This is a genomic window from Streptomyces sp. NPDC005262, assembly GCF_042872425.1.
GTDB lineage: Bacteria > Actinomycetota > Actinomycetes > Streptomycetales > Streptomycetaceae > Streptomyces.
In genome coordinates this window covers 382,219-404,748 of record NZ_JBIAKK010000003.1, presented here as the reverse complement: position 1 = coordinate 404,748, position 22,530 = coordinate 382,219, and the positions used below count along the sequence as shown (strand labels likewise).

Annotated in this window: 22 protein-coding genes and 2 pseudogenes; 8 read left to right on the top strand and 16 right to left on the bottom strand. The window is 65.8% G+C overall.

Features of this window, described 5'->3' with window-relative positions; all coding sequences use genetic code 11:
• Nucleotides 1–392: 392 nt before the first annotated feature.
• On the bottom strand, nucleotides 393–1,349 hold the full coding sequence (locus ACFYP5_RS11740; RefSeq protein WP_389033790.1) for a helix-turn-helix transcriptional regulator: 957 nt from the start codon (nucleotides 1,347–1,349) through the stop codon (nucleotides 393–395).
• Nucleotides 1,350–1,541: 192 nt separating this feature from the next.
• On the opposite strand from ACFYP5_RS11740, the gene ACFYP5_RS11735 reads away from it, so the two are divergent.
• Both ACFYP5_RS11735 and ACFYP5_RS11730 read left to right on the top strand, forming a co-directional pair.
• A complete protein-coding gene (locus ACFYP5_RS11735) occupies nucleotides 1,542–2,747 on the top strand; it encodes an MFS transporter (RefSeq protein WP_389033788.1) in 1,206 nt (401 codons plus the stop codon).
• An 86-nt stretch (nucleotides 2,748–2,833) separates the two neighbouring features.
• Nucleotides 2,834–3,271, top strand: a complete 438-nt coding sequence (locus ACFYP5_RS11730; protein WP_389033786.1) for a GFA family protein — start codon at nucleotides 2,834–2,836, stop codon at nucleotides 3,269–3,271.
• Between the two features lie 42 nt (nucleotides 3,272–3,313).
• On the opposite strand, the pseudogene ACFYP5_RS11725 reads toward ACFYP5_RS11730, so the two are convergent.
• The 3 genes and pseudogenes from ACFYP5_RS11725 to ACFYP5_RS11715 form a co-directional block, all read right to left on the bottom strand.
• Nucleotides 3,314–4,015 (bottom strand): annotated as a pseudogene (locus tag ACFYP5_RS11725) (transposase); the annotation flags it as partial.
• A 167-nt stretch (nucleotides 4,016–4,182) separates the two neighbouring features.
• On the bottom strand, nucleotides 4,183–5,091 hold the full coding sequence (locus tag ACFYP5_RS11720) for an aminoglycoside phosphotransferase family protein (protein WP_389033784.1): 909 nt from the start codon (nucleotides 5,089–5,091) through the stop codon (nucleotides 4,183–4,185).
• 1,237 nt (nucleotides 5,092–6,328) lie between these two features.
• Nucleotides 6,329–6,775, bottom strand: a complete 447-nt coding sequence (locus ACFYP5_RS11715) for an anthrone oxygenase family protein (RefSeq protein WP_389033781.1) — start codon at nucleotides 6,773–6,775, stop codon at nucleotides 6,329–6,331.
• 91 nt (nucleotides 6,776–6,866) lie between these two features.
• On the opposite strand from ACFYP5_RS11715, the gene ACFYP5_RS11710 reads away from it, so the two are divergent.
• Nucleotides 6,867–7,445: a TetR/AcrR family transcriptional regulator gene (locus ACFYP5_RS11710; RefSeq protein WP_389033778.1), complete on the top strand. Its 579-nt coding sequence runs from the start codon at nucleotides 6,867–6,869 to the stop codon at nucleotides 7,443–7,445.
• 82 nt (nucleotides 7,446–7,527) lie between these two features.
• Nucleotides 7,528–8,214: a DUF1963 domain-containing protein gene (locus ACFYP5_RS11705; RefSeq protein WP_389033776.1), complete on the top strand. Its 687-nt coding sequence runs from the start codon at nucleotides 7,528–7,530 to the stop codon at nucleotides 8,212–8,214.
• Between the two features lie 171 nt (nucleotides 8,215–8,385).
• Here the strand turns inward: ACFYP5_RS11705 and ACFYP5_RS11700 are convergent, their stop codons facing one another.
• Together ACFYP5_RS11700 and ACFYP5_RS11695 are read right to left on the bottom strand one after the other, a co-directional pair.
• A complete protein-coding gene (locus tag ACFYP5_RS11700; RefSeq protein ID WP_389033773.1) occupies nucleotides 8,386–8,826 on the bottom strand; it encodes a DUF4259 domain-containing protein in 441 nt (146 codons plus the stop codon).
• A 274-nt stretch (nucleotides 8,827–9,100) separates the two neighbouring features.
• The gene (locus tag ACFYP5_RS11695; protein ID WP_389033771.1) at nucleotides 9,101–9,877 is read right to left on the bottom strand and encodes a DUF6928 family protein; all 777 of its coding nucleotides are present in this window, start codon (nucleotides 9,875–9,877) and stop codon (nucleotides 9,101–9,103) included.
• 604 nt (nucleotides 9,878–10,481) lie between these two features.
• On the opposite strand from ACFYP5_RS11695, the gene ACFYP5_RS11690 reads away from it, so the two are divergent.
• Nucleotides 10,482–10,637 (top strand): hypothetical protein, encoded by a 156-nt coding sequence (locus ACFYP5_RS11690; protein WP_389033768.1) that lies wholly within the window; start codon nucleotides 10,482–10,484, stop codon nucleotides 10,635–10,637.
• A 737-nt stretch (nucleotides 10,638–11,374) separates the two neighbouring features.
• Nucleotides 11,375–12,832, top strand: a complete 1,458-nt coding sequence (locus ACFYP5_RS11685) for a VCBS repeat-containing protein (protein WP_389033766.1) — start codon at nucleotides 11,375–11,377, stop codon at nucleotides 12,830–12,832.
• Between the two features lie 1,323 nt (nucleotides 12,833–14,155).
• Here ACFYP5_RS11685 and ACFYP5_RS11680 read toward each other — a convergent pair.
• The 6 genes from ACFYP5_RS11680 to ACFYP5_RS11655 all read right to left on the bottom strand — a co-directional run bounded on the left by ACFYP5_RS11680 (nucleotide 14,156) and on the right by ACFYP5_RS11655 (nucleotide 18,080).
• Nucleotides 14,156–14,539 (bottom strand): DUF5958 family protein, encoded by a 384-nt coding sequence (locus ACFYP5_RS11680; RefSeq protein WP_389033763.1) that lies wholly within the window; start codon nucleotides 14,537–14,539, stop codon nucleotides 14,156–14,158.
• 199 nt (nucleotides 14,540–14,738) lie between these two features.
• Complete coding sequence (locus ACFYP5_RS11675; protein ID WP_389033761.1) at nucleotides 14,739–15,608, bottom strand: IS5 family transposase; 870 nt, start codon at nucleotides 15,606–15,608, stop codon at nucleotides 14,739–14,741.
• Between the two features lie 737 nt (nucleotides 15,609–16,345).
• A complete protein-coding gene (locus ACFYP5_RS11670; protein WP_389033759.1) occupies nucleotides 16,346–16,615 on the bottom strand; it encodes a barstar family protein in 270 nt (89 codons plus the stop codon).
• Nucleotides 16,616–16,814: 199 nt separating this feature from the next.
• Nucleotides 16,815–17,036, bottom strand: coding sequence for a hypothetical protein (locus ACFYP5_RS11665; RefSeq protein WP_389033756.1), 222 nt, complete (start codon nucleotides 17,034–17,036; stop codon nucleotides 16,815–16,817).
• 191 nt (nucleotides 17,037–17,227) lie between these two features.
• On the bottom strand, nucleotides 17,228–17,494 hold the full coding sequence (locus ACFYP5_RS11660) for a DUF6959 family protein (protein WP_389033754.1): 267 nt from the start codon (nucleotides 17,492–17,494) through the stop codon (nucleotides 17,228–17,230).
• A gap of 301 nt (nucleotides 17,495–17,795) precedes the next feature.
• Nucleotides 17,796–18,080 (bottom strand): hypothetical protein, encoded by a 285-nt coding sequence (locus ACFYP5_RS11655; RefSeq protein WP_389033751.1) that lies wholly within the window; start codon nucleotides 18,078–18,080, stop codon nucleotides 17,796–17,798.
• A gap of 244 nt (nucleotides 18,081–18,324) precedes the next feature.
• Here ACFYP5_RS11655 and ACFYP5_RS11650 point away from each other — a divergent pair.
• Nucleotides 18,325–18,561: pseudogene (locus tag ACFYP5_RS11650) on the top strand (GNAT family N-acetyltransferase); the annotation flags it as partial.
• A gap of 224 nt (nucleotides 18,562–18,785) precedes the next feature.
• Here the strand turns inward: ACFYP5_RS11650 and ACFYP5_RS11645 are convergent.
• Together ACFYP5_RS11645 and ACFYP5_RS11640 are read right to left on the bottom strand one after the other, a co-directional pair.
• Nucleotides 18,786–19,388 (bottom strand): flavoprotein, encoded by a 603-nt coding sequence (locus ACFYP5_RS11645; protein WP_389033748.1) that lies wholly within the window; start codon nucleotides 19,386–19,388, stop codon nucleotides 18,786–18,788.
• A gap of 206 nt (nucleotides 19,389–19,594) precedes the next feature.
• Nucleotides 19,595–20,341: a methyltransferase domain-containing protein gene (locus tag ACFYP5_RS11640; RefSeq protein WP_389033747.1), complete on the bottom strand. Its 747-nt coding sequence runs from the start codon at nucleotides 20,339–20,341 to the stop codon at nucleotides 19,595–19,597.
• Between the two features lie 601 nt (nucleotides 20,342–20,942).
• Between ACFYP5_RS11640 and ACFYP5_RS11635 the strand changes: the two genes are divergently transcribed.
• The gene (locus ACFYP5_RS11635) at nucleotides 20,943–21,188 is read left to right on the top strand and encodes a hypothetical protein (protein WP_389033745.1); all 246 of its coding nucleotides are present in this window, start codon (nucleotides 20,943–20,945) and stop codon (nucleotides 21,186–21,188) included.
• A gap of 251 nt (nucleotides 21,189–21,439) precedes the next feature.
• Here ACFYP5_RS11635 and ACFYP5_RS11630 read toward each other — a convergent pair whose 3' ends face one another.
• On the bottom strand, nucleotides 21,440–21,790 hold the full coding sequence (locus ACFYP5_RS11630; RefSeq protein ID WP_389033743.1) for a hypothetical protein: 351 nt from the start codon (nucleotides 21,788–21,790) through the stop codon (nucleotides 21,440–21,442).
• A 296-nt stretch (nucleotides 21,791–22,086) separates the two neighbouring features.
• Nucleotides 22,087–22,374: a hypothetical protein gene (locus tag ACFYP5_RS11625; protein WP_389033741.1), complete on the bottom strand. Its 288-nt coding sequence runs from the start codon at nucleotides 22,372–22,374 to the stop codon at nucleotides 22,087–22,089.
• Nucleotides 22,375–22,530 lie beyond the last annotated feature (156 nt).

Genomic DNA, 22,530 nt, shown 5'->3' with positions numbered 1-22,530 from the left:
ACGCAGGCTCCGGAAGACCGGGTGCGAGTAGTTCAGCGACAGGAAATCCCGGCGAGATTGATCTTGCTGGGATTCCCCTGCTTTGCAGGGCTTCGAGCCGGCGGGCGATGGCGCCAGTGGGGGTTCGAGCGAGCGGCTCCACAGAGCGATCTTCAGAAACCGAAGGCGGGCTCAATTGGTCAGATCGCCCCCGTTGAATCCATGGCCTTGACCGTCGGTGGTGTCCGCATCAGAACGGGGGCGGCCCGGCCGTGGCACCTTGGACCGGGTTCCACGATACGCAGGGCGGTCGAGGCTTCCTCGATACTGTACGAACCCGACAGTCCCGACCCGGATCACGATGCCCTCGTCGGACGGCCGGAGATCACACATCGATCACCGAGACTCAGCGTTCACCCGTCGGCGGACCGTTCTTGGGTTGCGTCTGCTCCCCAACTGGCCAGCAGGCGCAATGCCTGCTCGGACGGCGACCCGGGTTCGGCGTGGTAGGTGCTCAGGGACTGGTCCTGGTCGCCGGGGAGTGCGAGCGTCTCGTAGCGCAGGGTCAGGTCGCCCACGAGCGGGTGCGTCAGGCGCATGGTGCCGTGGGTCTTCCTCTTGACGTCGTGCGCGGCCCACAGCTTGCGGAAGTCCTCGCTTTTCATGGACAGTTCACCGATCAGTGACGCGAGCAGTGCGTCGTCGGGATGCAGACCCGCCCACAGCCGCAGTTGTCCCACCACGTCGTGGGCCTTGGTGTCCCAGTCCGTGAAGAGCTTGCGGGACGCGGGGTCGAGGAAGGTGATTCTGGCCCAGTTCCGGTCCTGCGGAGCTCTGGCTGCCCAGTCACCGAAGACGGCGGAGGCGGTCTGGTTCCATGCCAGCACGTCGGATCGGCGGCCCCATACGTAGGCCGGTACGCCCTCCATGGCCGTCAGGAGTTCTCGTACCTCGGGTCTGACCTGCTGGCGTGGGGGTTCGACGCCTTTCGCGAAGTGTTGTTTGAGCTGAGCCAGTTGCAGAAGGTGGGCATGCTCGGCGTCGGAGAGCCTGAGGACGCGGGAGATGGCATCCACCACTTCGCGGGAAGCGTTGCGCGCGTTCCCCTGTTCGAATCGCGTGTAGTACGCCGCGCTCACTCCGGCGAGCTGTGCCAGTTCCTCGCGTCGCAGACCCGGGACACGGCGCCGTCGGCTGTAGTCGGTGAGCCCGACGTCGGCCGGCTTGAGGCGATCCCGGCGGGTACGCAGGAACTCGCTCAGTTCCGCGCGTGGGTCGAGGTCCTCGTGCGGCTGCTGCTGAGGTTCTGCTTCCGGGGCCGGCTTCGCAGCCCGGGAACCGCCGGTATGGGCGGCGTGGTGGGTTGCCATGTTTCGAGTATTGCTTGATTTGTGCAGCTCAGCCTGTCCCTGTCAGTGATAGCTCCACGTGACGTAGACGAAGTGAGTGTCTGGCTAACCCCGCGCGCTCGATGGACTCTCGAATCGTCCTGATCGACGGCTTCGTCTCTCGTCAGGCATCACTCGCCCGGAAGGGCTCCCCCACCGCCCCTGGAACAGCACATGACCGACACTGTCACCACAATCCCAGCACCGATTCAGACGACTGCGCGGCAGAATCGCCTGCCGACAAGGGCCCTGCTCGGCCTCTTTCTGGCCGGGTTCATCAGCATCCTCACCGAATGCCTGCCGGCCGGTCTGCTGCCGGAGATGACCCGCACGCTGGGCACGAGCGTCTCGCTGACCGGCCAGACGGTCACGCTGTACGCGCTGGCCACCGCCCTGGGCGCCATCCCGCTGGCTCGATTCACCGCCACCTGGCGGCGCAAGCACGTTCTACAATTCGCCCTCGCCGTCGTCGCCGTCTCGAACGCGCTCACCGCGTCGTCCAGCGACTACACGCTGACGATGGCGCTGCGCTTCGTCGCGGGTCTGGGCACCGGACTCATCTGGCCGTTGCTCGGCGGCTACGCCGCCCGCCTCGCCCCGCAGGGACGGCAGGGCCGCGCCATTGCTGTCGCCCTGGCCGGAACCCCGATCGGACTGGCTCTCGGAATCCCGCTGGGGACGCTGCTGAGCAGCATCGGCGGCTGGCAGCTCGCCTTCTACGCCTCGGCCGCCGTGACAGCCCTGACCATGGCCTGGGTACTGGCGGCCGTCCCGAACCTGCCCGGACAGCCGGTCCAGAGCCGTATCCGGCTCTCGGAGGTGCTGGTCATCCCCGGGCTGCGGCCCATCCTGTTCGCACTGGCCACCTACATGATCGCGCACAATCTTCTCTACACCTACGTCACCGACCTGCTCTCTCACGTCGGGATGTCGGGCCGGACCGGCTGGGTGCTGTTCACCTTCGGTGTCACCTCCGTACTCAGCGTGCTCGTCGTCGGCGCAAACATCGACCGTCACCTGCGCACGCTGGTGGTGGTCAGCACCGTGGTTTTCGGGGCCAGCGTGCTCGTTCTGGGCGTGGTGTCGGGGGTGCCGATCCTGGTCTATGTCGCGGTCGCGGCGTGGGGCTTCGCGTTCGGCAGTTCCCCGAGCCTGTTCGTGGGCGCGGCGATCAACGCGACCCGGGATGCCGCTGACATTGCCCAGTCGATCACCATCACGGTGTTCTCCGCCTCCATCGCCGTCGGCAGCTTCCTGGGCGGTCTGCTGATCGCCGGGCTGGGCACCGCCTCGATCACCTGGGCCGCACTGATCCTCCTCATCGCCGCGGCCGCCACCGTCATCGCCGGCAAGAAGCGGGCCTTCCCCACAAGCGTCTGATGCCGCGCACGCACCCCTGTTTTGCCCACTCGAAGATCCACCAGCCGGTCAGAAGCCCGCGACCCGAAATGAAAGCGACCCAGAGAATGAGCACCACCGATCTGATGCCCAGCCACCACGCGCGCACCGGACACTGCCTGTGCGGCTCGATCAGCTACCGATTTGATGCAGAACCCGAGGCCGTCATCGTGTGCCATTGCGGCCACTGCCAGCGTCACACCGGCTCCGCATTCTCGGTGAACGTCCTTGTGGCACGCGATGCCCTGGACATCAAGGGGACGCCCAAGTCGTACCGGACCACCGGTGTCGAGAACGGCAACCCGCGCGACCGGCTCTTCTGCGGCGACTGCGGCACTCCCATCCTCACCGTCCTGCACGAACGGCCCGATCTCATCATCGTCAAGGCCGGCACCCTCGACGACCCCACAGGCCTGGAGCCGGCCGCTGAGGTGTGGCTGAGCCGCGCTCAGGACTGGATCGCCCCGGCCGAGCACCGGGCGCAGTTCGACGGCGACGCGAAGTAGCGACGCAATCAGACATCACAAGGAGCGCAGCATGAGCTTTCGGACGATCAACGCGCGTATGCCACGGCGGGCACAGTCGCGCAGCAGGTCAGCCCAGGAGTCACCGGATTCGCGACAGCTGTCCTTGAGCGCGACGAGTTCCTTGCTGCCGTCCGCGCGCACGCCCACGAGCACGAGCACGCACGCCTTGGCCTCCTCCAGACGGACGTTGAGATGGATGCCGTCGGCCCACATGTACACGTGGTCGACCTCCGCCAGGTCGCGGTCCATGAAGGCGGCGTGGTCGGCCTGCCACTGCAGCATGAGCCGGGTGACCGTCGCGGGTGAGAGCCCGGCCGAACCGCCCGGTAAATGCTCCAGCGCCGGCACGAAGTCGCCGGACGGCAGGCGGTGCAGGTAAAGCAGCGGTAGTACCTCGCTGACCTGCGGGGTCTTGCGGCACCACGGTGGAAGGATCGCCGAGGAGAACCGCTTGGGCTCGCCCGTCGCTTCATCGAGGCGCTCGTCGTTCACCCGCGGCGCCTTCATCTCCACCACCCCGGCCGCGGTGGTGACCATCCGGGGACGGTGATTACCGTTGCGGACTACGAGCCGTCGGCCGTGCTCGTCGCGCTGGTCGGCCAACTCGGCTATGCAGGCGTTGACTTCGGCCTCCAGCGCGGCGGCTGGCGTCGTTCTTGCGCCCTCCCGGACGATCTCGCCGAGCGGGGAGGAGCCGTTGGCGGTGGTGCCGTCGTCGTTCACGACGCTGAGCGCGGACGTGCCTTCCCGACCGGTGCTGTGAACACCGGTCCTGCTCGGTGACCCATCGATCAATCACCCGGGAAGGTACGTCCTCCCCAGCTCGATCCACAGGTCTTGAGCATTGCTCTGCGCGCGCACAGAAGCCGGGTCGGGCCAAGGGAGGCCACTCAATGCGCAGTGGCGTCTGTGAGGATTGCCTGAAGCCGTGCTCTGCACTCGGCGACGAAGGCAGGGTACGTGTGCCAGTAGTAGGAAATCCCACTGACGCCGACCGCGATCGCCCAGGCGCGGGCGCGGGTCCAGGTCAAATCGTCGAGGTTCAGGGTGTCCCAGTAAGCCTGTCGTGCTTGTGGCGGCAGGTCCCAGACCGTGGAGTGCTCGGCGTCGGCAAGGCCGACCGAGAGCCCTCCGAAGTCAATGACTGCGTGGAGTTTACCTTCCCGGACCAAGAGGTTGGTCGGCTTGAGGTCGCCGTGGAGCCACACTTGAGGTCCGGAGGACTCGGGCAGTGCGAGCGCAGCTCGCCACAACTGTTCCAGAGTGTCAACGTCGAGCTCGGCACCCACGGTGGTTCGGCAGTCGTCGAGACACCTGCTGATCCAGGGGTCGCATAGTCCCAGGCTGCCTCCGCGGTACCAGCTGAGGCCATCCGCGCGAGTCGCCCCCATGAGGTCGATGCGGTGGAGCTCCCTCACGACCGCCGCCAGGTCGGTTCCGAAGGCGGGCCAGTCCTGAACGGTGTCAGGGCCTGCCTCGTCGCCGTCAATCCAGCGGTAGACCGACCAGACCAGTGGGAAGGCGTCGGCGGGCGTCCCGGCGTGGACGGGCTCGGGAATCGGACATGAAAGGAGGGGTGCCAGACGCGGAAGCCATTCTTGTTCCTTCCGCACGGAATTTCCGTTGTCGGCGGTCCGTGGAAGTCGCACGAGCAGGTCATCGCCCAGTCGGTACATGGTGTTGTCCGTGCCCGCGCCCGCGGGCGACAACAGTAGGCCGGCCCACTCTGGGCGCTGTGCCTTCAGTAGTGATCGGACCAGCGTCTCGTCGACTGGGATCTCATTCTCGTGAAGCGTCACGTCGGAAGTCTCATCGATGGAGGGAGCAGGAAGCCAGTGACTTTTCGTCAGCGGTGGTCGTGACCCTCGAAGATCTCAGACTGATGACGCCAAGAGCCGTATGGGGGAAGCGGCGAAGCGGTCTTCGAGCATCCGTCCCGCACCGAAGCCCAGCCGGGCGCCGGCTCGCCCGGCCAGCGCGAGCCCCACTCGCTCCAGGGCGTGGTTGAGCCGCGTGGTGAACCGCGCGTGCGGGAGCCGCCGACCGGGAGAACGGCTCGGCGAACGTCCGGCGCCGGCAGTCCGCCGATCCTCAGATGAAGCCGTCTCCTCGCAATCGAACATCGGGGTAACGCTCTGCGATGACTTCCCCCGTGTGGGAGGCCCTGCGTCCGCTGGAGTTGGGCCTGCGCGAGGCGGAGCAGGTGGTCCGTGCGCGCTACGAGGTCCTTGGCGATCGCGTGCAATACAGACCGCCGGATCCGCTCGACGTCCCCTCACTTGTGGCCCGTGCCGAGGCCCTTCCGGGCCGGGTGACCGCCGTTGAGGCTCTATGGGACGGCGATACCGTCCACGACTGGTTCGTGCTGCTGGTCGCGATCCTGGACCACCCAGCCGGGTACTGCCGCAGCCGAGGCGGGCCGGGCCCTGGCCGACCACCTCGGAGTGCCGTTCCACTTCGCCTCCCCGCAGCCCCCGACGACGAGGCCCCGCGCTGGCGGACGTTCCAGGAACTGTCCGAAGGTCGTGATCAGAGCCATCGAGGGGGGATTGCCGGCGACGCACCGGAGTAGCCCGACAGCCGGGTGCGTCCCATTGTCGTGAACATCAACCGACGACAGATGCGGATGCCTCTCACAACCGTGAACAACTGAGTTCACCACTCGTACTCGCACTGATCAGGCTCTGGCTCAACTCCGTCGAGCGTCACCCATAGTTCCGAGGAATCCCGGCCGATCATGTATCGGCTGGCGTAGGCCCTCGCGCTTCTGACATGGTCAGACCGTATGGATTGCATTTTCTGCCGCTTGATCCGCGACGGCTCCGCTCGGTGGGTGATCCGCGGATCCGTAGCCACGGCGTTTGCTCCGCTGAACTCCCTCGCGCCAGGGCACACCGTCGAGCATCGTGTCGCGGGGTGGTGATCCGACAGGCCACGGAGATTGGTGGTGCGGGGGGTTGGCCCCGCAACTCCTCTCATCGCTGGTCATCCAACTGCGTCGTGCGCGCGGCCCCTGCGCGGTCTCGGCCCGCGGGTTCAGGCGAGGGCGGCGACCAGCAGGGCGAAGGCGGCGATGATGACGGCGACACGGACGTAGTGGAAGCGGTCCCAGCGGTTCATCTGCTGCTTCCAGTCGGCGGGCAGGCCGTCGGCGGTCCATGTCTTGACCCGGTTGTTGATCGGGACGAGCAGCAGGATCGACATGACCACGCTAAGGATCAGCAGTGCGGCGGCGGTGACGACGAGGCCGGCGCCGTGGTGGTGCCATCCGGCGATGGCCCAGACTGCGGCGAGGACGAGCGAGCCGATGTACCAGAAGGGCATGACGGCGCCGAGCAGCCGGGCCCCGTGTGTGCGACCGCGCAGGCCGTTGTCGCCGGGGAGGCCGTCGAGGATCGGGTTGACGAAAAAGGCGACGGAGAACTCCACCCCCACCATCACGCCGACAGCCACGGTGGTGAAGACCTCGAGTGCGTTGAGCATGATGACTCCTCCTGGGATCTAGCGTCGCTAGGTAGTGAGGCAACGCTAGTACTACTGCCGCTCGTTTGTCTAGCAGTGCTAGGATCGAATCATGTCGGTACAAGAACGCAAGGAGCGCGAACGGGCTGGCCGTGAACGCCTCATCGTGGCGACGGCCCGCGAACTCGCCGAGCAGCAGGGCTGGGACGCGGTCACCACCCGCCTGCTGGCCGAGCGCATCGAGTACAGCCAGCCCGTCCTCTACAGCCACTTCCGCGGCAAGCGCGAGATCATCGGCGCCGTCGCCCTCGAGGGCGCTGCCGAGATGGCCGCGACGTTGCGGGCCGCGGCCTCCGCCGCGGACGGCCCGCGCGCGCGGGTCACCACCCTCGCCCGCGCCTACCTCGACTTCGCCGAACGCAACCCGGCGGTCTACGACGCCATGTTCCAGCTCGACGGCGGCCTCGCGTTCGCGAAGGAGGACACCCCGGAGCCCCTCAAGGACGCCTTCGCCGCCCTGGTGGAGAGCCTCGGCGAGGTCGCCGGGGACGGCGTTCACCCGGCACTGTTCACCGAGGTGTTCTGGGCGGCGCTGCACGGGCTGGCGACCCTGACCCGGGCGGGACGGCTGCCGCCGGGGGACTCGGAGCGGAGGGTGGATCTGCTGGTGGACCGGCTCGCCATGGTCTGACGCAGCGTCCGGCCGGGCAGCCGGGGTCTTTCGGCCCGAGACCCCTCGTCCGCGAACGCGTCCTCCTCATCGCACTTACTCGATGAGGTGTCGGTGGGCTGTCATAGGGTCCGATCCCATGACGACGTTGATGACATACGCGGGACCAGGTGAGCCCGACGCACTGATTACGCGCACGGGAGGGACGCCGCTGGCCCCCGCAGGGGCGGCATGGCCCAGCTGCGCGAAATGCAGTGGGCCGATGCAGTTCCTGGCCCAGATACTCATCACTGGCCTGGGCCGCCCGGTCGGCGATGCCGACACTCAGGCCGACCGCGTCATGGCGATCTTCATGTGCCAGAACGATCCCGGCATGTGCGACGAGTGGAGCCCGACGGCCGGCAGCAACCGCGCCCTGCTCTACACCTGTGACGTACTGCAGCCGATGGCCGCACCCGGGCCGAATGAGGACGTACTCCGCCTCGGGGCTGTCAACGCCGTGACCCTGGTGTCCATACCTGATGCCGACTACTTCAGTGCGCGCGAGGAGTGGGGCAAGCACAGCGGAAACGGTCTGGAGAACGTCCTGGGGCAGCTCGGCGGGGAACCCGACTGGCTGCAAGGCGACGAGACACCCACATGCTCGACCTGCACCCAGCCCATGATCCTGGTTGCACAACTCGAGGAGGGACCGGATCACACCACAGCGATGAACTTCGGCGGCTGCGGCAGGGCGTTCGCCTTCGCCTGCGTGCCTTGCACCCAGGCCGCCTTCCTTTGGCAGTGCTGATCACCACGGACGGAGAGCCAGGTCGCTCAGCCGACCCCCAGGCATGGCCGCTCGCTCGTGGACCTCATGATCACCCTCGCGAAATGTGTGCCGGAACCCGAGAACGGACGGCGAATGTTCACCACTTCGGGTTCTGGCTCAACTTCTGTGGTGCGTGACTGTGAGTACCGACTAGATGTCGAAGAGGGCTTCCTCTTGTGGCGGGATCGGGGGGTCCAGGAGGTTGCGAATGCGGGTGATGTCCTGGCGCCACTTCGACCAGTTCGCAGCTTCGGCCCACAGCTCGGCGAGTTCAGACCGCTCGGAGACCACTTGGTCCAGAGCGTCGACGGCAAGCATTCGAAGGTCTGCGGGCAACTCCGGTAGTGGCTCTGATGGGCCATAGTTCGAACACGCTGGCTCGCCTTCATGGTGCTGTGCGACAACCAGGGCAGCTGCGGTCACTGCCCGCTCGCCGTCGTAGATTTCCAGGTAGTCCTCCGCTGGGTCGGCGGCGCGTTTGAGCGCGCCGCGGATCATGGATTCGCGTTCTTCCAGCGTTGCCTCGTCCAGATCGCCCCCGAAGTCCGCCGCGGTGTCGTTGTCGAAGGGGCCGATGTCCCAGGTGCCCATATCTCTCCTCGCGTGACGTTCCGGGGATCGTGGCACTGGCCACCGACAGTGAGGTCAAGAGGCAAGCAGCACCCGCTTGCGCAGGAGCTTGAAGCCGGCGCGCCGCCAACCGCTTCTGTTCGTGCTTGTTGCGGACCTCAGTGGGCGGTCGACCAAGGGGCAGGGGTCGTTGGCCGACACTGACACCCCCGTGATCGACCTGATATGGATAGGGCCACAGGTTCAAAACCTGCGGCGAGCCGGCTCGCCCCTTGTTCGATGAAACGGCATGGCTTCATTCGCCCCTGCGGGAGCTGGGGGTGTCCCGTTCGACCAGCAAGCCGTCGGGTTCCATCGTGTAGAACTGGGGCGGCTCCATCGCTTCCACGGCCCTCCGCAATTCCGCTTCCTCCTCGGCAGGGTCGGGACCGTTCGGGTCCCTCACGCGAAAACCGTGAAGTTCGATGTTCTCCGCGTCGACGTCCCCGGGCTCCGGCATCCCCTCCTGGATGAAGCCGCAGAGTGCACGCAGCGCGTCCTCGCCGAGCTCCAGAGGATGAAAGGGCAAGGCGTACGGCTCCTCTTCCTCACCCGGCCACGGAATGACGTCCGCGGGACGGTCCCCGGCCCAGTAGGGGAGTTCGAAGGAGAGTGGTTCCCCGATGTTCTCGATTATCCCGTCGTCCGGTGACAGGCTCAGGGACCGGATGAGACGTCCGTCCTCCCAGACAGCGAACGCCAACCAGTCGACCACGCTGTGCATGGCGTGCAGGACCAGCCGTCGGCCGGCACTCGCCGCGACGAGATGCGAGGGCAGCTGTGACGGGGAATCGATCATCACGCGCCGATCGCAGACGATCTCCACGCCGGGCCAGCTCGCCGCATAGGCCGTTCCATCCGGGGGGTACACGCCCCCGTACAGGTCCGAGCTGTCACGCCCCTCGATCTCGCAGCTCGGATTCAGACGCCGCATCATGATCGACGTCTGCTCCAAGTCCGCCGTCCCCACGTGCCGCAGGAGGCCGGGCACATCGCCGTCGGCGTACACGAGCAGACCGGTCTTGGCTCCCACGGCCCCTCCTCAAACTCAATGCTCAAATCGTCGCTGCACCGTATCCCCCCGCTCTGACACAGGAGCAGCGTCATCGTCAGCGCGGCCACTCCGGGCCGTGCGAGGCTGCTCGGCACTGCGACGCGGGCGCACTTCAGCAGTGCCCCGGCTTCCTGACATCACCGGCTGACACCGACGACGGTGGACACACGCAACCAACCATGCCCTGTGTCAAACGGCGGCCCAATACAGGGGACTTGGCTCCACGCAGGACTCCCGGTCGAACTCGTAAAGCGGTGTTCGGGGAACGCCGGGGCCTGCTCAAGCTGGGGGTGGCTAGGCTCAGACTCGTGACCAAGGACGCCCGCCTCATGGCGAACCACCGAGTCGTAGCCTGTCCGCCTCATGTGGCCTGCGTGATCAACACGTCGGGTGATGACAGAAGGGGGGCGGCGTGCGGGCACTGAGGAAGCTCTTCAAGACGCTCGGGAGCACCCACCACGCACCCGACGACGAATCATTTGCAGCGAACGCACCTTGTGAGTGCTCACCGAGGTGGCCGGCGCTGGAGACCACGGCAAATGACTACGTGATCCGTGCGGTGCCGTCCTCGCACTACAGCATCATGACGAACCCCGAGATCGGGACATTCGTCGCCCGGTGCACCGGATGTCACGCCAAGTACCCGCACCCGTGGGTGCTGGACGTGAACGAGCCGATGCCCTACGCCTGGGCGCGAGAGTCCGACGAGCCGACTCGTCAGGAGCGTCCGGATTCCTGACATCAGCGGCTGACACCCACGAGTGCGAATCTCGCCGGTCGACGCTGAACGTCTGTGGCAGGCCAAAAGGGGAACGTAGCGTGTTGAACGAGGGCCACGAGTCGTCGTGATCGACCTGATCAGGATGAGGCCGGATGGAAAAGTTCAGCGGCTTGCGTGCAGGACGCTGACCGATGGGTGCGCAACCAGCCATGCATCGTGATCTTCATCGTGGACTGATACTCGGTAGGTGGACGTACGGGTAAAGACCTTCGTGGCTGAGGCCAGAAGCCGATTCGGTGTCGCCCTGGAGGGGTTGGGGTTCGCCAGTCCGGAGGCGGGCCAGAGCCGGGACGCGTATCCGCTGGTGATGCATGTCCGGTACCACCGGGGTGATGTCACCGTCGAGACGTCTTTGGTCTTGGCGTATGCCGGTGAGGAGTGCGTGCGCACGTCGCTGCTGTGGGCCGGGGATGCTCCGAACCGCGCTCGCCGTGTCACGGTTGGCGAGGACACCGCTCACACCGCCTATCAGATGCGACGGGCTCTTGATAAGCATGCTCGAGCCGCCCCCGATCTGATCACCCGCCGAAATCGCAGTGGCTGAAGCGACACTTCGGGAACACTGGGACGCTGCTTCAATCGTCTCAAAAGGCTTCTACGGTATCCCCGCCCGACCACAGCGCCCCGGGCGCCTTTAGAATCCGTCGCGATGTTTGGGTGCACGGGAAGTGTGCCCGGGGTGGAGGGGACTCAACATGAGAATGAACGGTGTTCTCACCGGGCGCAGGTGGAGAGCCGCCGCCCTTCTGGTCGCCGGTCTGATCGGCGGCACGTTGCTGCCGGCTACACCCGCGGCCGCCGTGCACGGGGCGGTACCCGGTGACTTCAATGGCGATGGCTACCGTGACGCCGTCCTGCCCGCCCCCGGCGCCGATGTGGCGGGCAAGGAGGCGGCCGGTGCGGTCGTCGTGATGTACGGGTCGAAGTCGGGGCTGTCGACGACCAGGCGGAAGATCATTACGCAGAACACCGCCGGTGTGCCGGGCACCGCCGAGGCGTACGACCGGTTCGGTGCCGCCACCGCCACGGCGGACCTGAACCGCGACGCGTATGCGGACCTGATCGTCTCGTCGCCCTACGAGGGCACGGCCCAGGGGATTGATGCCGGGGCAGTGACGGTGCTGTGGGGGAGCAGCGCCGGCCTCACCACAGGAACCAACTTGCCGACACCGGAGAGCGATCCGCTGTACTACGGCCTGGACCTGGCTGCTGTCAGCGCCGGCCCGGGAGTGAAGACCGAAGTCCTGGCGGGCGGCTGGCACGGGGCCGTCCGCTTCACTGGCCCCTTCAGTCGCACCGGCTCGTTCGGCAACGCGGCAATGCCGGCGGACATGTCCTGGGGCGAGTCTGTGGCGCTCGGCGACTTCAACGGGGACGGCGCCCAGGAGCATGTGAACGTCACCTACCGCTACGGTGGTCTCTCCGGTGGCGTGGTCTCCGTGAACCCCGAGAACTACGTTCACACGCCCGGTGTGTCACCCGGTCTCCAGAAGGGCAACGGCCTTATCTCCGCCACCGGCGACCTCAACGGCGATGGATTCGCCGATCTCGTGGTCGGCGACCCGGACGAACCCGAAGTCGCCGGGGTCGACGGTGCGCTCGGCGGTCGCATCCTGGTCTGGTACGGCTCGACGCTCGGCATCGCGGCCGACGCGGCCCCCGTTCAGATCACGCAGAACACCGGAGGCGTCCCCGGCGGCAGCGAGAAGTACGACGCCTTCGGCGGCGCTTTGGCGGTGGCCGACCTTGACCGTGACGGGCTCGCCGACATCGTGGTCGGGGCGCCGTACGAATCCATTGGCAAGGTCGGCCGGGCCGGGCAGGTGACCGTCATCCCCGGACGGCGCACGGGCGCCCTCGGTACCGGGGCGTACGCTTTCAATCAGGACACAGCAAGTGTCCCCGGCGGGTCAGAGGTCGACGACTTCTTCGGTACGACGGTCGCCGCAGGTGACGTGAACAAGGACGGCCAAGCCGAGTTGTTCGTCGGAGCGGCCGACGAGAACAACTCCACGGGCGCCGTTTGGGTCCTCCCCGGCGGAACCTCCGGACCAACAGCCGCGGGCAGTCGCATGTTCACCGCGTCCTCCGTCGGCCTCACCCAGCAAAACGGCACCCTCCTGGGCGGCAATGGGCTGCTCTGGGTGATGTGACACGCCATACGGGCGGTAATCCCACCAGTCAACAATGCTGTACCGCCCGTAGTTGCCCAGACGATGCCACAGGTCAGGTACACGGTGCTACACCGCGCACCACCTGGGGCGGACAGCCTCGGTCAACGGGGGCTGGACCGCAACGGCACCGGCCGCACCGGAAGTCGAGAGGAGATTGCCGAGGCTCCTCGGGGCCCCGTTCCCAGTCGTGATGATCTGTGACGTGCTGACCGTCGTACCCATTCTTGCCATCTTCGCGTTGGGAGCGATTGCCGCCCGGGTCAAAGGGACCTGACATCCAAAGCTGACATCAACGGCGATGGACAGTGATGGCGTCGGGCGGCCACCCGACCGTGGGGGCCGACATGAAGGGACAGGTCGATGAGCGCGCTGCGAACACACCGACAGGCGCGAACAGCGGCGATCGACGCTGGACCTCGGTAGACAACCAGTCGAGGCAAAAGGCGGATTGGCCGAGGTCGACGTCTCCCCTTGATCGACCTGAGAAGGATGAGGCCACAGGTTCAAATCCTGCTGCCGCTGGGGGCCGGGCTCTCAGCCTGAGATATCGGGCTTTCTGACTTGGCTCGACCATTTGAGCCCCCACCGACCTCAGCCCATCTACGTGCGATCGGTATGCCGTCCGAGTACCTTGAGCCGTCAGCCGAGGGGGAATCGTGAAGTACGCAGTCGTCGAAGAGCAAGGCCAGGGAACCTACTGGCACGATCCCAGCCCCTACGTTGCCAAGCTCCCCCGAGCTCCTGCCAGCACTCCCACCTGGAGCGCGTGCCTTCGCCTCGCATCCGGAGCACTACGACTTTTCCGCATCTCGCTGCGTGAAGGACCTGAGGCCCCGGGCGCTGCCTCCCAGCGCCGATTCCCCAGAGCAGTACGAGATCCGCTTCACCTGGCCAGGATGTCGGGATGACGTGCTCACGATTCGCTATAGCGGGGTCAGAAGCGTTGAGGTCGCGGATGACGACGGGGGTCCGATCGAGCTGTCGGACTTCAACACCGTGCGCCTGGACGAAGTTCTGCCACATGAGGCCGGATGCAGTCACGAGCTGAGGTTGACGACCGGCACAGTGCGCATCGTGTGCGCGGATCTCACGGCAGAGTGGGTGCCTGGCGCCAGCGCCTGAGGCGTGCCCCTTGCGTGCCCGGTCCGACGGGGACGAGGGGGGAACCGCGGGGAGACGCGGCAACACCACCGCTCCATCGCAGGTCAGCGAAGAGGCAGGTAGGCCCGAACCCGCATCCGGGATCTTCCAAACTAGGGCTTCAGACACCAGGGCGCCGCCGCTGCTTCCCGATGCCGGGCGCTACGGCTGGGCGGAGAACTGGTGCCACTCATGACTGCACCCACCGGCGCAGTACAGCGCCCGCTTACGGGTATCGGCGATGCTGAAGAGGGCGACAAGCAGGCGAAATGACTTCGTGAGTTCGTACGCCGGAAGTTGAGCCATCCCGAAGCGCCACTTCGTAAGCATGACCGCGGGCGTGTGAGTGGGGCGAATGCCAGAGCGCGCGATGCTCTCTGGGACATCGTCCTCGCGAGCGCGAGCCTGACCGCAGAACAGCACCAGGGCATGCACGGCCTTGCGCTTGTCATCCTCTGACAGGTTCTCGAACCACTCGACCCCCTTAGCCGTCGATCTGAGACCTTGTGCGAGTTCGTTCAGGATCACCTCATGCGCGTACAGCACAGCTTTACCCCTCCCGTGCGACCAGGCCGACGGTACCCTCGTTGGCACCAGCGAGTAGCACCGTTTTGGGGTGCCCCGCGTGCCCCTTGCGTGCCCGAACGAGCGGGAAGCCACGGGGAACACCAGGCAATCACGGGGCCGGACACGCTGACGGCCCCTGACCATTGATCCTGGTCAGAGGTCGTTTTGTTCCGTTGTTTTATCCCGGAATCAGCCGTTTGATCTGTGGTGTCGGGTCACACCAGGTGATGGTGTTCTCGCTGGTGAGGCGGCGGGTCATGAGGTCGGTCATGGCGATGTGGATCATGGCTTCGGAGCGGGCGGGCAGGGTTTCGTAGTCGCGGGCGAGGCGGCGGTGGAGCATGAGCCAGCCGTAGGTCCGCTCGACCACCCAGCGTTTCGGGATCGGGGTGAAGCCCCTGGTCCCGGGGGTGCGGGTGGTGATTTCCATGTCGATGCCGAGGGTGGCTGCGTGCTCGACGAGGTGCTGGCGGTAGCCGCCGTCGACCCAGACCTTGCGGATGCCGGGATGTTCGGCGGCGATCTGGTCGACAAGCCGGCTGCCGGCGACGGAGTCCTGCACGCTCGCCGCGGTGACCAACACCGCGAGCAGGAGGCCGATGGTGTCGGTGACGATGCTCCGCTTCCTGCCCACGATCTTCTTGCCTGCGTCGATGCCCTGGCTGGTGGCGTGGACGCTGGTGGAGGTCTTGACGCTCTGCGCGTCGATCACGCAGGCCGACGGTTCGGCGTCCCTGCCTTCCTTCTGCCGCAGCAGTTGCCTGAGTAGGCCGTTGAGCTGGGCGAACACGCCTTCCTGCTGCCACTTCGTGAAGTAGCCGTAGACCGTGTTCCAGTGCGGGAAGTCGTGCGGGAGGTAGCGCCACTGGACGCCGGTGCGGTCCACGTACAAGATCGCGTCCATGATGTCGCGCAGGTCGTGCACGGGCGGGCGGCCGAAGTCCAGCGCCTTGCCGCGGCGCTCGAAGCGCCAGGCCGAGAGCACCGGCTCGATCAACTCCCAGCAGGCATCGGACAGATCACTCGGATACGGTCGTCGCGCAGTCATGCTTCCGGCGTACCGCTGAGGGCCGAGTGCGCCCAGGCGCACAACAATGACGGCGGAAGCACACAGCCACGAAGGCCGGGCATCCCGGGATGAGACAAGCACAAGCTGCATCCCGCCCGAGCTGTCACCCCAACCGGCCCACAGACCCCAACCGCACCTGCCATCTCTTCCGCATCGCAACCCCGCACTCTAAGAATCGCCACATAAGTAAGCGGTACAGATGAAAACGACCTCTCAGAGGCCGTTTCGCCTGGCGGTGGGTGTGGGATTTGAACCCACGGTGACTCGCGCCACGACGGTTTTCAAGACCGTTCACGGGTTGTGCGCGGCCGGCGCAGGCAGGTCTCCACTTAGCCATCAACAGGGCCTGACCGCCGGTTGGGCCACGGGTTGGATACCGGACCACCCCCAGGCAGGGTCAGGGATGCAGCTGCACTTCAGAGCTGAATACCTCGCTACCAACCACGCGCCGCCGATCCTAGCCCCTCGCACTGACAAGCGTATCCATGACCGGCGACCAGGCCCGCGCGGGCTGCCTTTCAGGTCGGCGCACGTCGTATTGCGGCAGGAGAACCGGGAGGCGGTCCCGATTGGATCAGTGATGCGGTACAGCAGCGAAGTACAGCAACCACCGCAACCGCAGCCGCTCATCACCGACCACCAGCACACGGGCGACCAGCCGAGCAGACCGCAGTGACCGTCGCGCCCATAGTTCGCATCGAGGGGCTTACGGTGCTCTACGTGTACTGGGCGAGGAACTGCGGCCGGTACTGCTGCTGATACCGGGCGAGCCCCTGTCGGAGCATGGTGGCCCCGCGCGGGACATGGTTGTTCAGGTGGTCCCAGCCTACGAAGCGCAGATGGTCTGGGATCTGGACCAGGCCGGTGATCGCGTCCCAGAATGCGGCCCAGTTCATGCCGTAGAAGCCAGGGAAGTTCAGTGCCTGGGCAAGTGCTGCATGGAGTCCGCGCTCGTCGGTCACAGAACTGACGTCGATGGTGAGCATGCTTGCGATCCTTGCATGTACCAGCAGAGGCCTGCGTGCCAGATCCGTGCCAGAACGAGCGGCCAGCCCCGGTCAATCGGGGTGCGTCAGGGCGCAGGCACGCGTCGTCGGGCTCAGTGCCGTCGTGCGCCTCTTGACCAGCTCAAACGAGTGAGTGACCGCTGCCAGGCTTACAAGGCAGCGCTCCACCCTCCCAAGCTCAAGCGAAGGGTGAAATCTGCCGGCTCCCCAAGTGCTCGAGTGTGGCTTCAACGCACGCCTCGGCGGACGACAGGTCAGCCCTGAAGAACCCCTCCGCCCCCAGAGCGCCGCCGGAGACGATCACCATCCAACGGTGCCCCTGTCCACGCTCGCCATCAGCCTTGAAGACCACCGAGCATCCTCGCTCGGCCAACCACTCCATCAGTTCCACGACGTCCACGACCGCCCTCCCAGGCCCGTCGAGGACGAACCGTAGCGCACCGGATTGGCACCAGAATGACCGGTCAACAGCGGTCACCACGAGCCACTCAGACACTACTCAGCTCACTCTAGATGGGGCCGTTTCCCCAGGTCATCGCCTCAATTGCTCTCAAGCGATCAGTGATTCCCAAGCTCAGGGCGCAGGTACGGTCAGTACGGTCGAGGGATCTCGTGCGCGTCCAACGCCGTGGAGTAGCGCATCAGCAGCGCGTCGAGGTCGGCCAGGAGAAGGCCGGCGGTTTCGCGAGCCCCGGCTGCGTCGCCCTGATCGAAGGCTTCCACCACCTCAGCAACGTCGCTGCGAAGGATGGACAGTGAGTCGCCCTGGATCAGTAGACCGAAGAAGCGTCGACCGGGCAGGCGCACCACAGCGTTGTTCCCACCGTCCGTGAGCAGCTCGGCCTCAACACGTTCCATGGGGCCATCCAACCTGACATCACCAGGTGACATCAACGGCACCAAAACGGGAACGGCGTTGCGCGGTCGCGAGCGGCCAGGCCGCGCGCGGCCGAGTGCTCTGTCGGGCACACCCGATCGATCTCCTAAAGCGGATGTCATCGCACCACGGAGCGCCCTACCGGGGCCGTCTCGGGGCCGTGGAAGGGCGCTCAACGATGACCAACGCTGAGAACTGCAGACAGCTCAGCAGCAGGTCACAGCGTTGGTTGTCTCCACGATGATCCCGCCAAGTGTCAATGATCCATAGAGTGGCTGCATGTCAATGACGGAGCTCCAGCGCATCGCCGCCTTCCGGTTGTCCTTCGCACGACGTCAGGCCGCTGTCGTAACCGAGGTCTCCGGTGGTGTGGTGGTCCTGGACCAGGAGTACGCGGCATCGTACGAACACAACCAGCTCGTCGTCGAAGGGGCGCCGGCTCCCTCCGAACTCCTCGCGCTGGCCGAGACCGCCCTTGGCCACTTGCGCCACCGCCAGATCACGATCCTCGACGACAACGCCGGTATCGTCTGCGCGCCCGTCCTCACCGCAGCTGGCTACACCCACGCGACCGAACTTGTCATGACGTACTCCGGTTCTGCGACCGTCCCCGACTCGCCCGCGCAATCGGTCGCTCTCGCCGAGCTGCGACCCGCTCTGGTCCGCCAACTCCGGATCTGGATGCCCCAGGCAGAGGATGCCGTAGTCCGCCAGCGCCGACCGTCGGACAGCCCGGCTCCGCGGTGCCGAGCAGGTCCGCTTCCTCGCTGTCCGCGACGAGAACGGAGCTGTCGGTTCCTGGGCCGATGTCTACCTCGACGCGGCCCAGGGAATCGCCCAGATCGAGGAGATCATCACCGCAGACACTCACGTCCGGCGCGGCTACGCACAGACCATCCTCGATGTCGCTCTGCAGCACGCTTCGGACTGCGGCCTGGTCTTCCTCCTCGCTGACCCTGACGATTGGCCACACAACTGGTACATCCGCCGTGGCTTCAACCCGATCGGCCGCTTCCACATATTCACCCGCACGGAGGCCGACAGCTGAGCCGTGATCGACCTGATGAGGATGCGGTCAGACCGCAACGTGCCGGCGGGGCGCCACCTCCGACCGTTCTCGTTAGAGCTACGAAATCAGAGGTTCCCCGTGCCACAACCGCGCCAGATCGGGCGGGGACTCACGGGGAACTGCGGCTGCTGGCGGTGGCCGAAGCCAGTAGCCGCCGAAGTCGGCATTGCGCAGGTCAGACCCCAACTCGCCCCACCACGCTCCTAAAGCGGGTGTCGAGCAGCCCGGGCTGTCACGTGCTGGATGGACTCAATGATCGCGGTCCAGGGGAGCTGTCGAACTGCTGGCCCTTCGCAGGGTTCATAGAGCGGCCAGACGTCAGGACCATGGATGAGCTCAGCGTCCGCCTTCCGTAGGGCCCTGACATGCCCGTCCCACGCTGGGTGCCGTACGTGCGCTGCGTTGACCCGCGGGAACACCACGACCGGAACATCGATTGTGCCGAGTGCCTCGCTTACTTGCGTCAGTGCTTGGTTGTCGGCGGTGCCCGTTGCGAGCTTGGCAACACAGTTCGCGCTTGCGGGGGCGACGACGTAGCAGTTGGCGACCGGGTGTGGGCGAGCCTCGCTCGGTAGGCGAGGCGTATCCCGGACTGGGAGGCCGGTTACGGCTTCCAGTCGGTCCAGCTCGCCGTTAGCCCTCAGCAATTGGCCGGCATTCGGGGTCAGGGTCACGGCTACCTGCCAGCCGAGGGCGATCGCTGGCTCGACCAGGCCGGTGCGGAGTTGCTCGACCCCATCGGCTGCCGTGCCCACGACTCCCAGCACTCCGCGGCTGCCTGCACTCACGGTTCCACCACCCGGCATCGGTTCATTCCCTCGGCCAGCAGTACAGCAGAGAGGTACTGCAACCACAGCGACTATCAGCAAGCGTCGTTCAACAGGTGACGATCACGCGCCAACCCGCTGGTTTCGTACACCTAGCGACAGCGTTTGCGCCAGCGGCAGTTTGACTAATTGGTCCACTGGGATATGCCGTCAGGGGAAGGTCGTGAGCCTGGCGCAGTGCTGTGTCAACGGGTAGCAACGGCCAAGCTGACCACGTAGTTCTCCTCGACCGTTCCGTTCGGGAAGACCTCGGCGAGGAGGTCGCGTTCCTGGGCAAGGAACGTGTTGGTCGCTTCCTTGCCGAGAACGAGGAAGTCGGAGTAACTGGAGAGGTTGGCCAGATGCTTATCGAGAGGAACGCTCCGGGTCCACGGCACGTGCCGATGGACGAAGTCGAGTTCGGAGGGCAGTCCGCGGAATCGAGCCATGGGGTCGGGGGCGCTGTCGTCGGCACCGAACAGGCGACGCAGGCGGGTGTCCTGGTTGGCAATCCACGGAACAGTGCTGTCTGAGTCGTTCCACCAGAGGGCGAGTGCACCACCGGTGCGAAGGACTCGGAGAGCTTCCCGTACGGACTTGCGCTGATCGGTCCAGTGCCAGGCTTGGGCATACGTGAGGATGTCGATGGAGCCGGAGGCCAGCGGCAGGTTGTTGCCGTCACCCATCACGAGCGGGACTTCAGGCAGGGCAAGGCGGAACTGCGAGGCCATTCCGGGGCCGGGCTCGACCGCGATTACGTTCGCACCGCGGGTGCGGAGGAGCTTCGTCGCGAGTCCGGTGCCGGCTCCGACGTCCGCGACACGGGCGCCCTTCAGGGGGCAGTCGGTGAGTTCCTCGACCGCGTCGAGCAAGGCAGGCGGGTATGAAGGGCGGTTCGCCGCGTAGCTGGCAGCAGCCAAGTCGAACGAGCGGGCCTGTGAAGTGGTCGTCATGCGAACATTCTTGACGGGCTAAAGGTGTTTAGCGTTGCACTTTGTGCCTTTTCTTCGACGGCAAGTAGTTACTGGGGACGTCGGCGGGTGCGCCTGCGTGGCGGCTCGCCTCCCCATTCGTAATGGCTAAGGGCTGTCCCGTAATCCCTGGTGGATCAGCGCGCGGCGTCAGATGCGGTGCATCGCAAGGCGGAGGGGCGTCATCGTACCGGGCGTATTCGGGCGTTCCGACAACGCAGCGAGGTGCCGTAGCTGTCCTCGCGCGCCCGCCAGGGATTACGGGACAGCCCTTAGTTGACAGCGGCATGACTGATCGTCCGCATGACGTCGGCAGGCCAGACCAGGTGGTAGGCCACCGCATGGTCCTCGTCGGCGAGCAGGCCCTCAAGGTGTTGCCACGACTCCGAGAGCTGCCCGATCGTTACTGTTCTCAGCTCGTTGGGGACGTCGTACAGAAAGGGGAGGGCGCGGGTTGATGCAGATCAAGAAGCAGTGCGTACCGCTCTGTGAGTTGTTCGGCGGCTCAGGGGGCGCCCTGGGCCGCCGAACGAGATATGCGCATTGGTCGCGCTACAGTGCTGGTTCTCGGAGGGGGGCGGCGATGGCCGAGAAGCGCGGTGGAGGCCGGATATACGGCCTGTGGATCACGATGATGATCTTCATTTCTGGGAGGGCTGTCATCTGGCCGCACCTCGAAGGCCACCGATTTGCTCAGGACGTAGCGATCTTCGCGTTGATGTTGCTGGTGTACCTGTTCGGGTTCGCCGGCGGAAGTCGGTCCACCACTGCGAGTGGCCACAATCCCCCAGGGCGCACGACTGACGCGAGAGAAGATCCGTCGGCCTGAGCAGGCATTTCGTCAAGACCGCACGCGCAGCTGACATCAAAGGCTGACACCGACAAGCGCGAACAGGAGCGGTCGATGCCGAACCTCAGCGGACCATCAGCCGAGGCTCAGAACTGGTTGGTCGGTGTCGAAGGTCCGACATGATCGACCTGATAAAGATGAGGCCACACCTTCAAGTCTGCGGCCGGGCCAAAACGAGGAAGGCGCCAGTTCGACGCGCCAAGGAAGACCTCGTGCCTCAAGATCGTGGACTAGGTCTGGGGCGGAGCCGGACGCTCGTACCCGAGGACGTCGTAAATCCAACGGTCGAAGTACCGGGCCTCGGCATCTCGGTCACCCTCGATGGTCAGCCACTCACGAGCGGCCGTGATCATGCGTGTCTCGGCTTGATCCGTTTCCGCAGGCCGGAGCTCGACCCAATCGGTCAGCGCGCCCCAGATGAGATGGAGCGAAATGCATGCTTCGTCACCGTCATCCCTTGGCCACTCACGCGTAGCGAGACCCCAGATCTCCAACGCCGCATCATACGGTGAAGCCTTGCCGTTCAGGATGGCTGCTGCATGCGCTCTGACCGCGGCGCGAAAGGCCTCCGAGTCCTCCATGATCTAGAGAATAGGGGCGCGACCCGCCTAGCCTGTACGGACAGAAACACAGCAACCTCGGCGACCGCACGCGATCGTCCAGTACCGCGAATGCCCTCGCGGCCAACCGGCCAGACCTCAGCGACCTCCACGCCCATAATTCGCATCGAGAGTTTCATCGTGCCCGCCGCGTGCCCGTTCGGAGGGGTCGCAGCGGGGACTCACGGGGAAGAGCGGCGCCAACTTCGCTCCGGAGCAGGTCAGGGAGTCGCCAGGCCAGCGGCCGTCCGCGTACGGGATCTTCCGAACTGGGGCAACTATTCGGCCCCGGATGTACGAGTCCTCCAGTAGGCCATGAACTCCATGCCGAACCCGACGACGGCGAGGACGACACCCGGCCAGAAGAACGAGAGATGTCGTTCCACTCCGCCAAACAGCATCAGGTCAACGCCCAGGACGGGGAGAAGGATCCCACCAGCGGTGTACCAGTGCCCTTTGCGCGCCTGGTTGATCGCCGAGGCCACACCGAGTAGCAGGATCACGCCGAACACTGCTATCCACATGGCGAGATCCTCCCAGAAGATGATCTCCCTTACAACGGGCACAGTCGGCACGGCGCCTGACGGGTAGGCGTGTCATCCGACATCTACGACTAACATCAACGACAGCAGACAGGAGCGGCGTTGGACGGCCGTGAGGGTCCGTTCCCGCGCGAACGACGGCTGTGCAAGAGCCGTCCGCGCGAACTCCTGAAGCAGCTG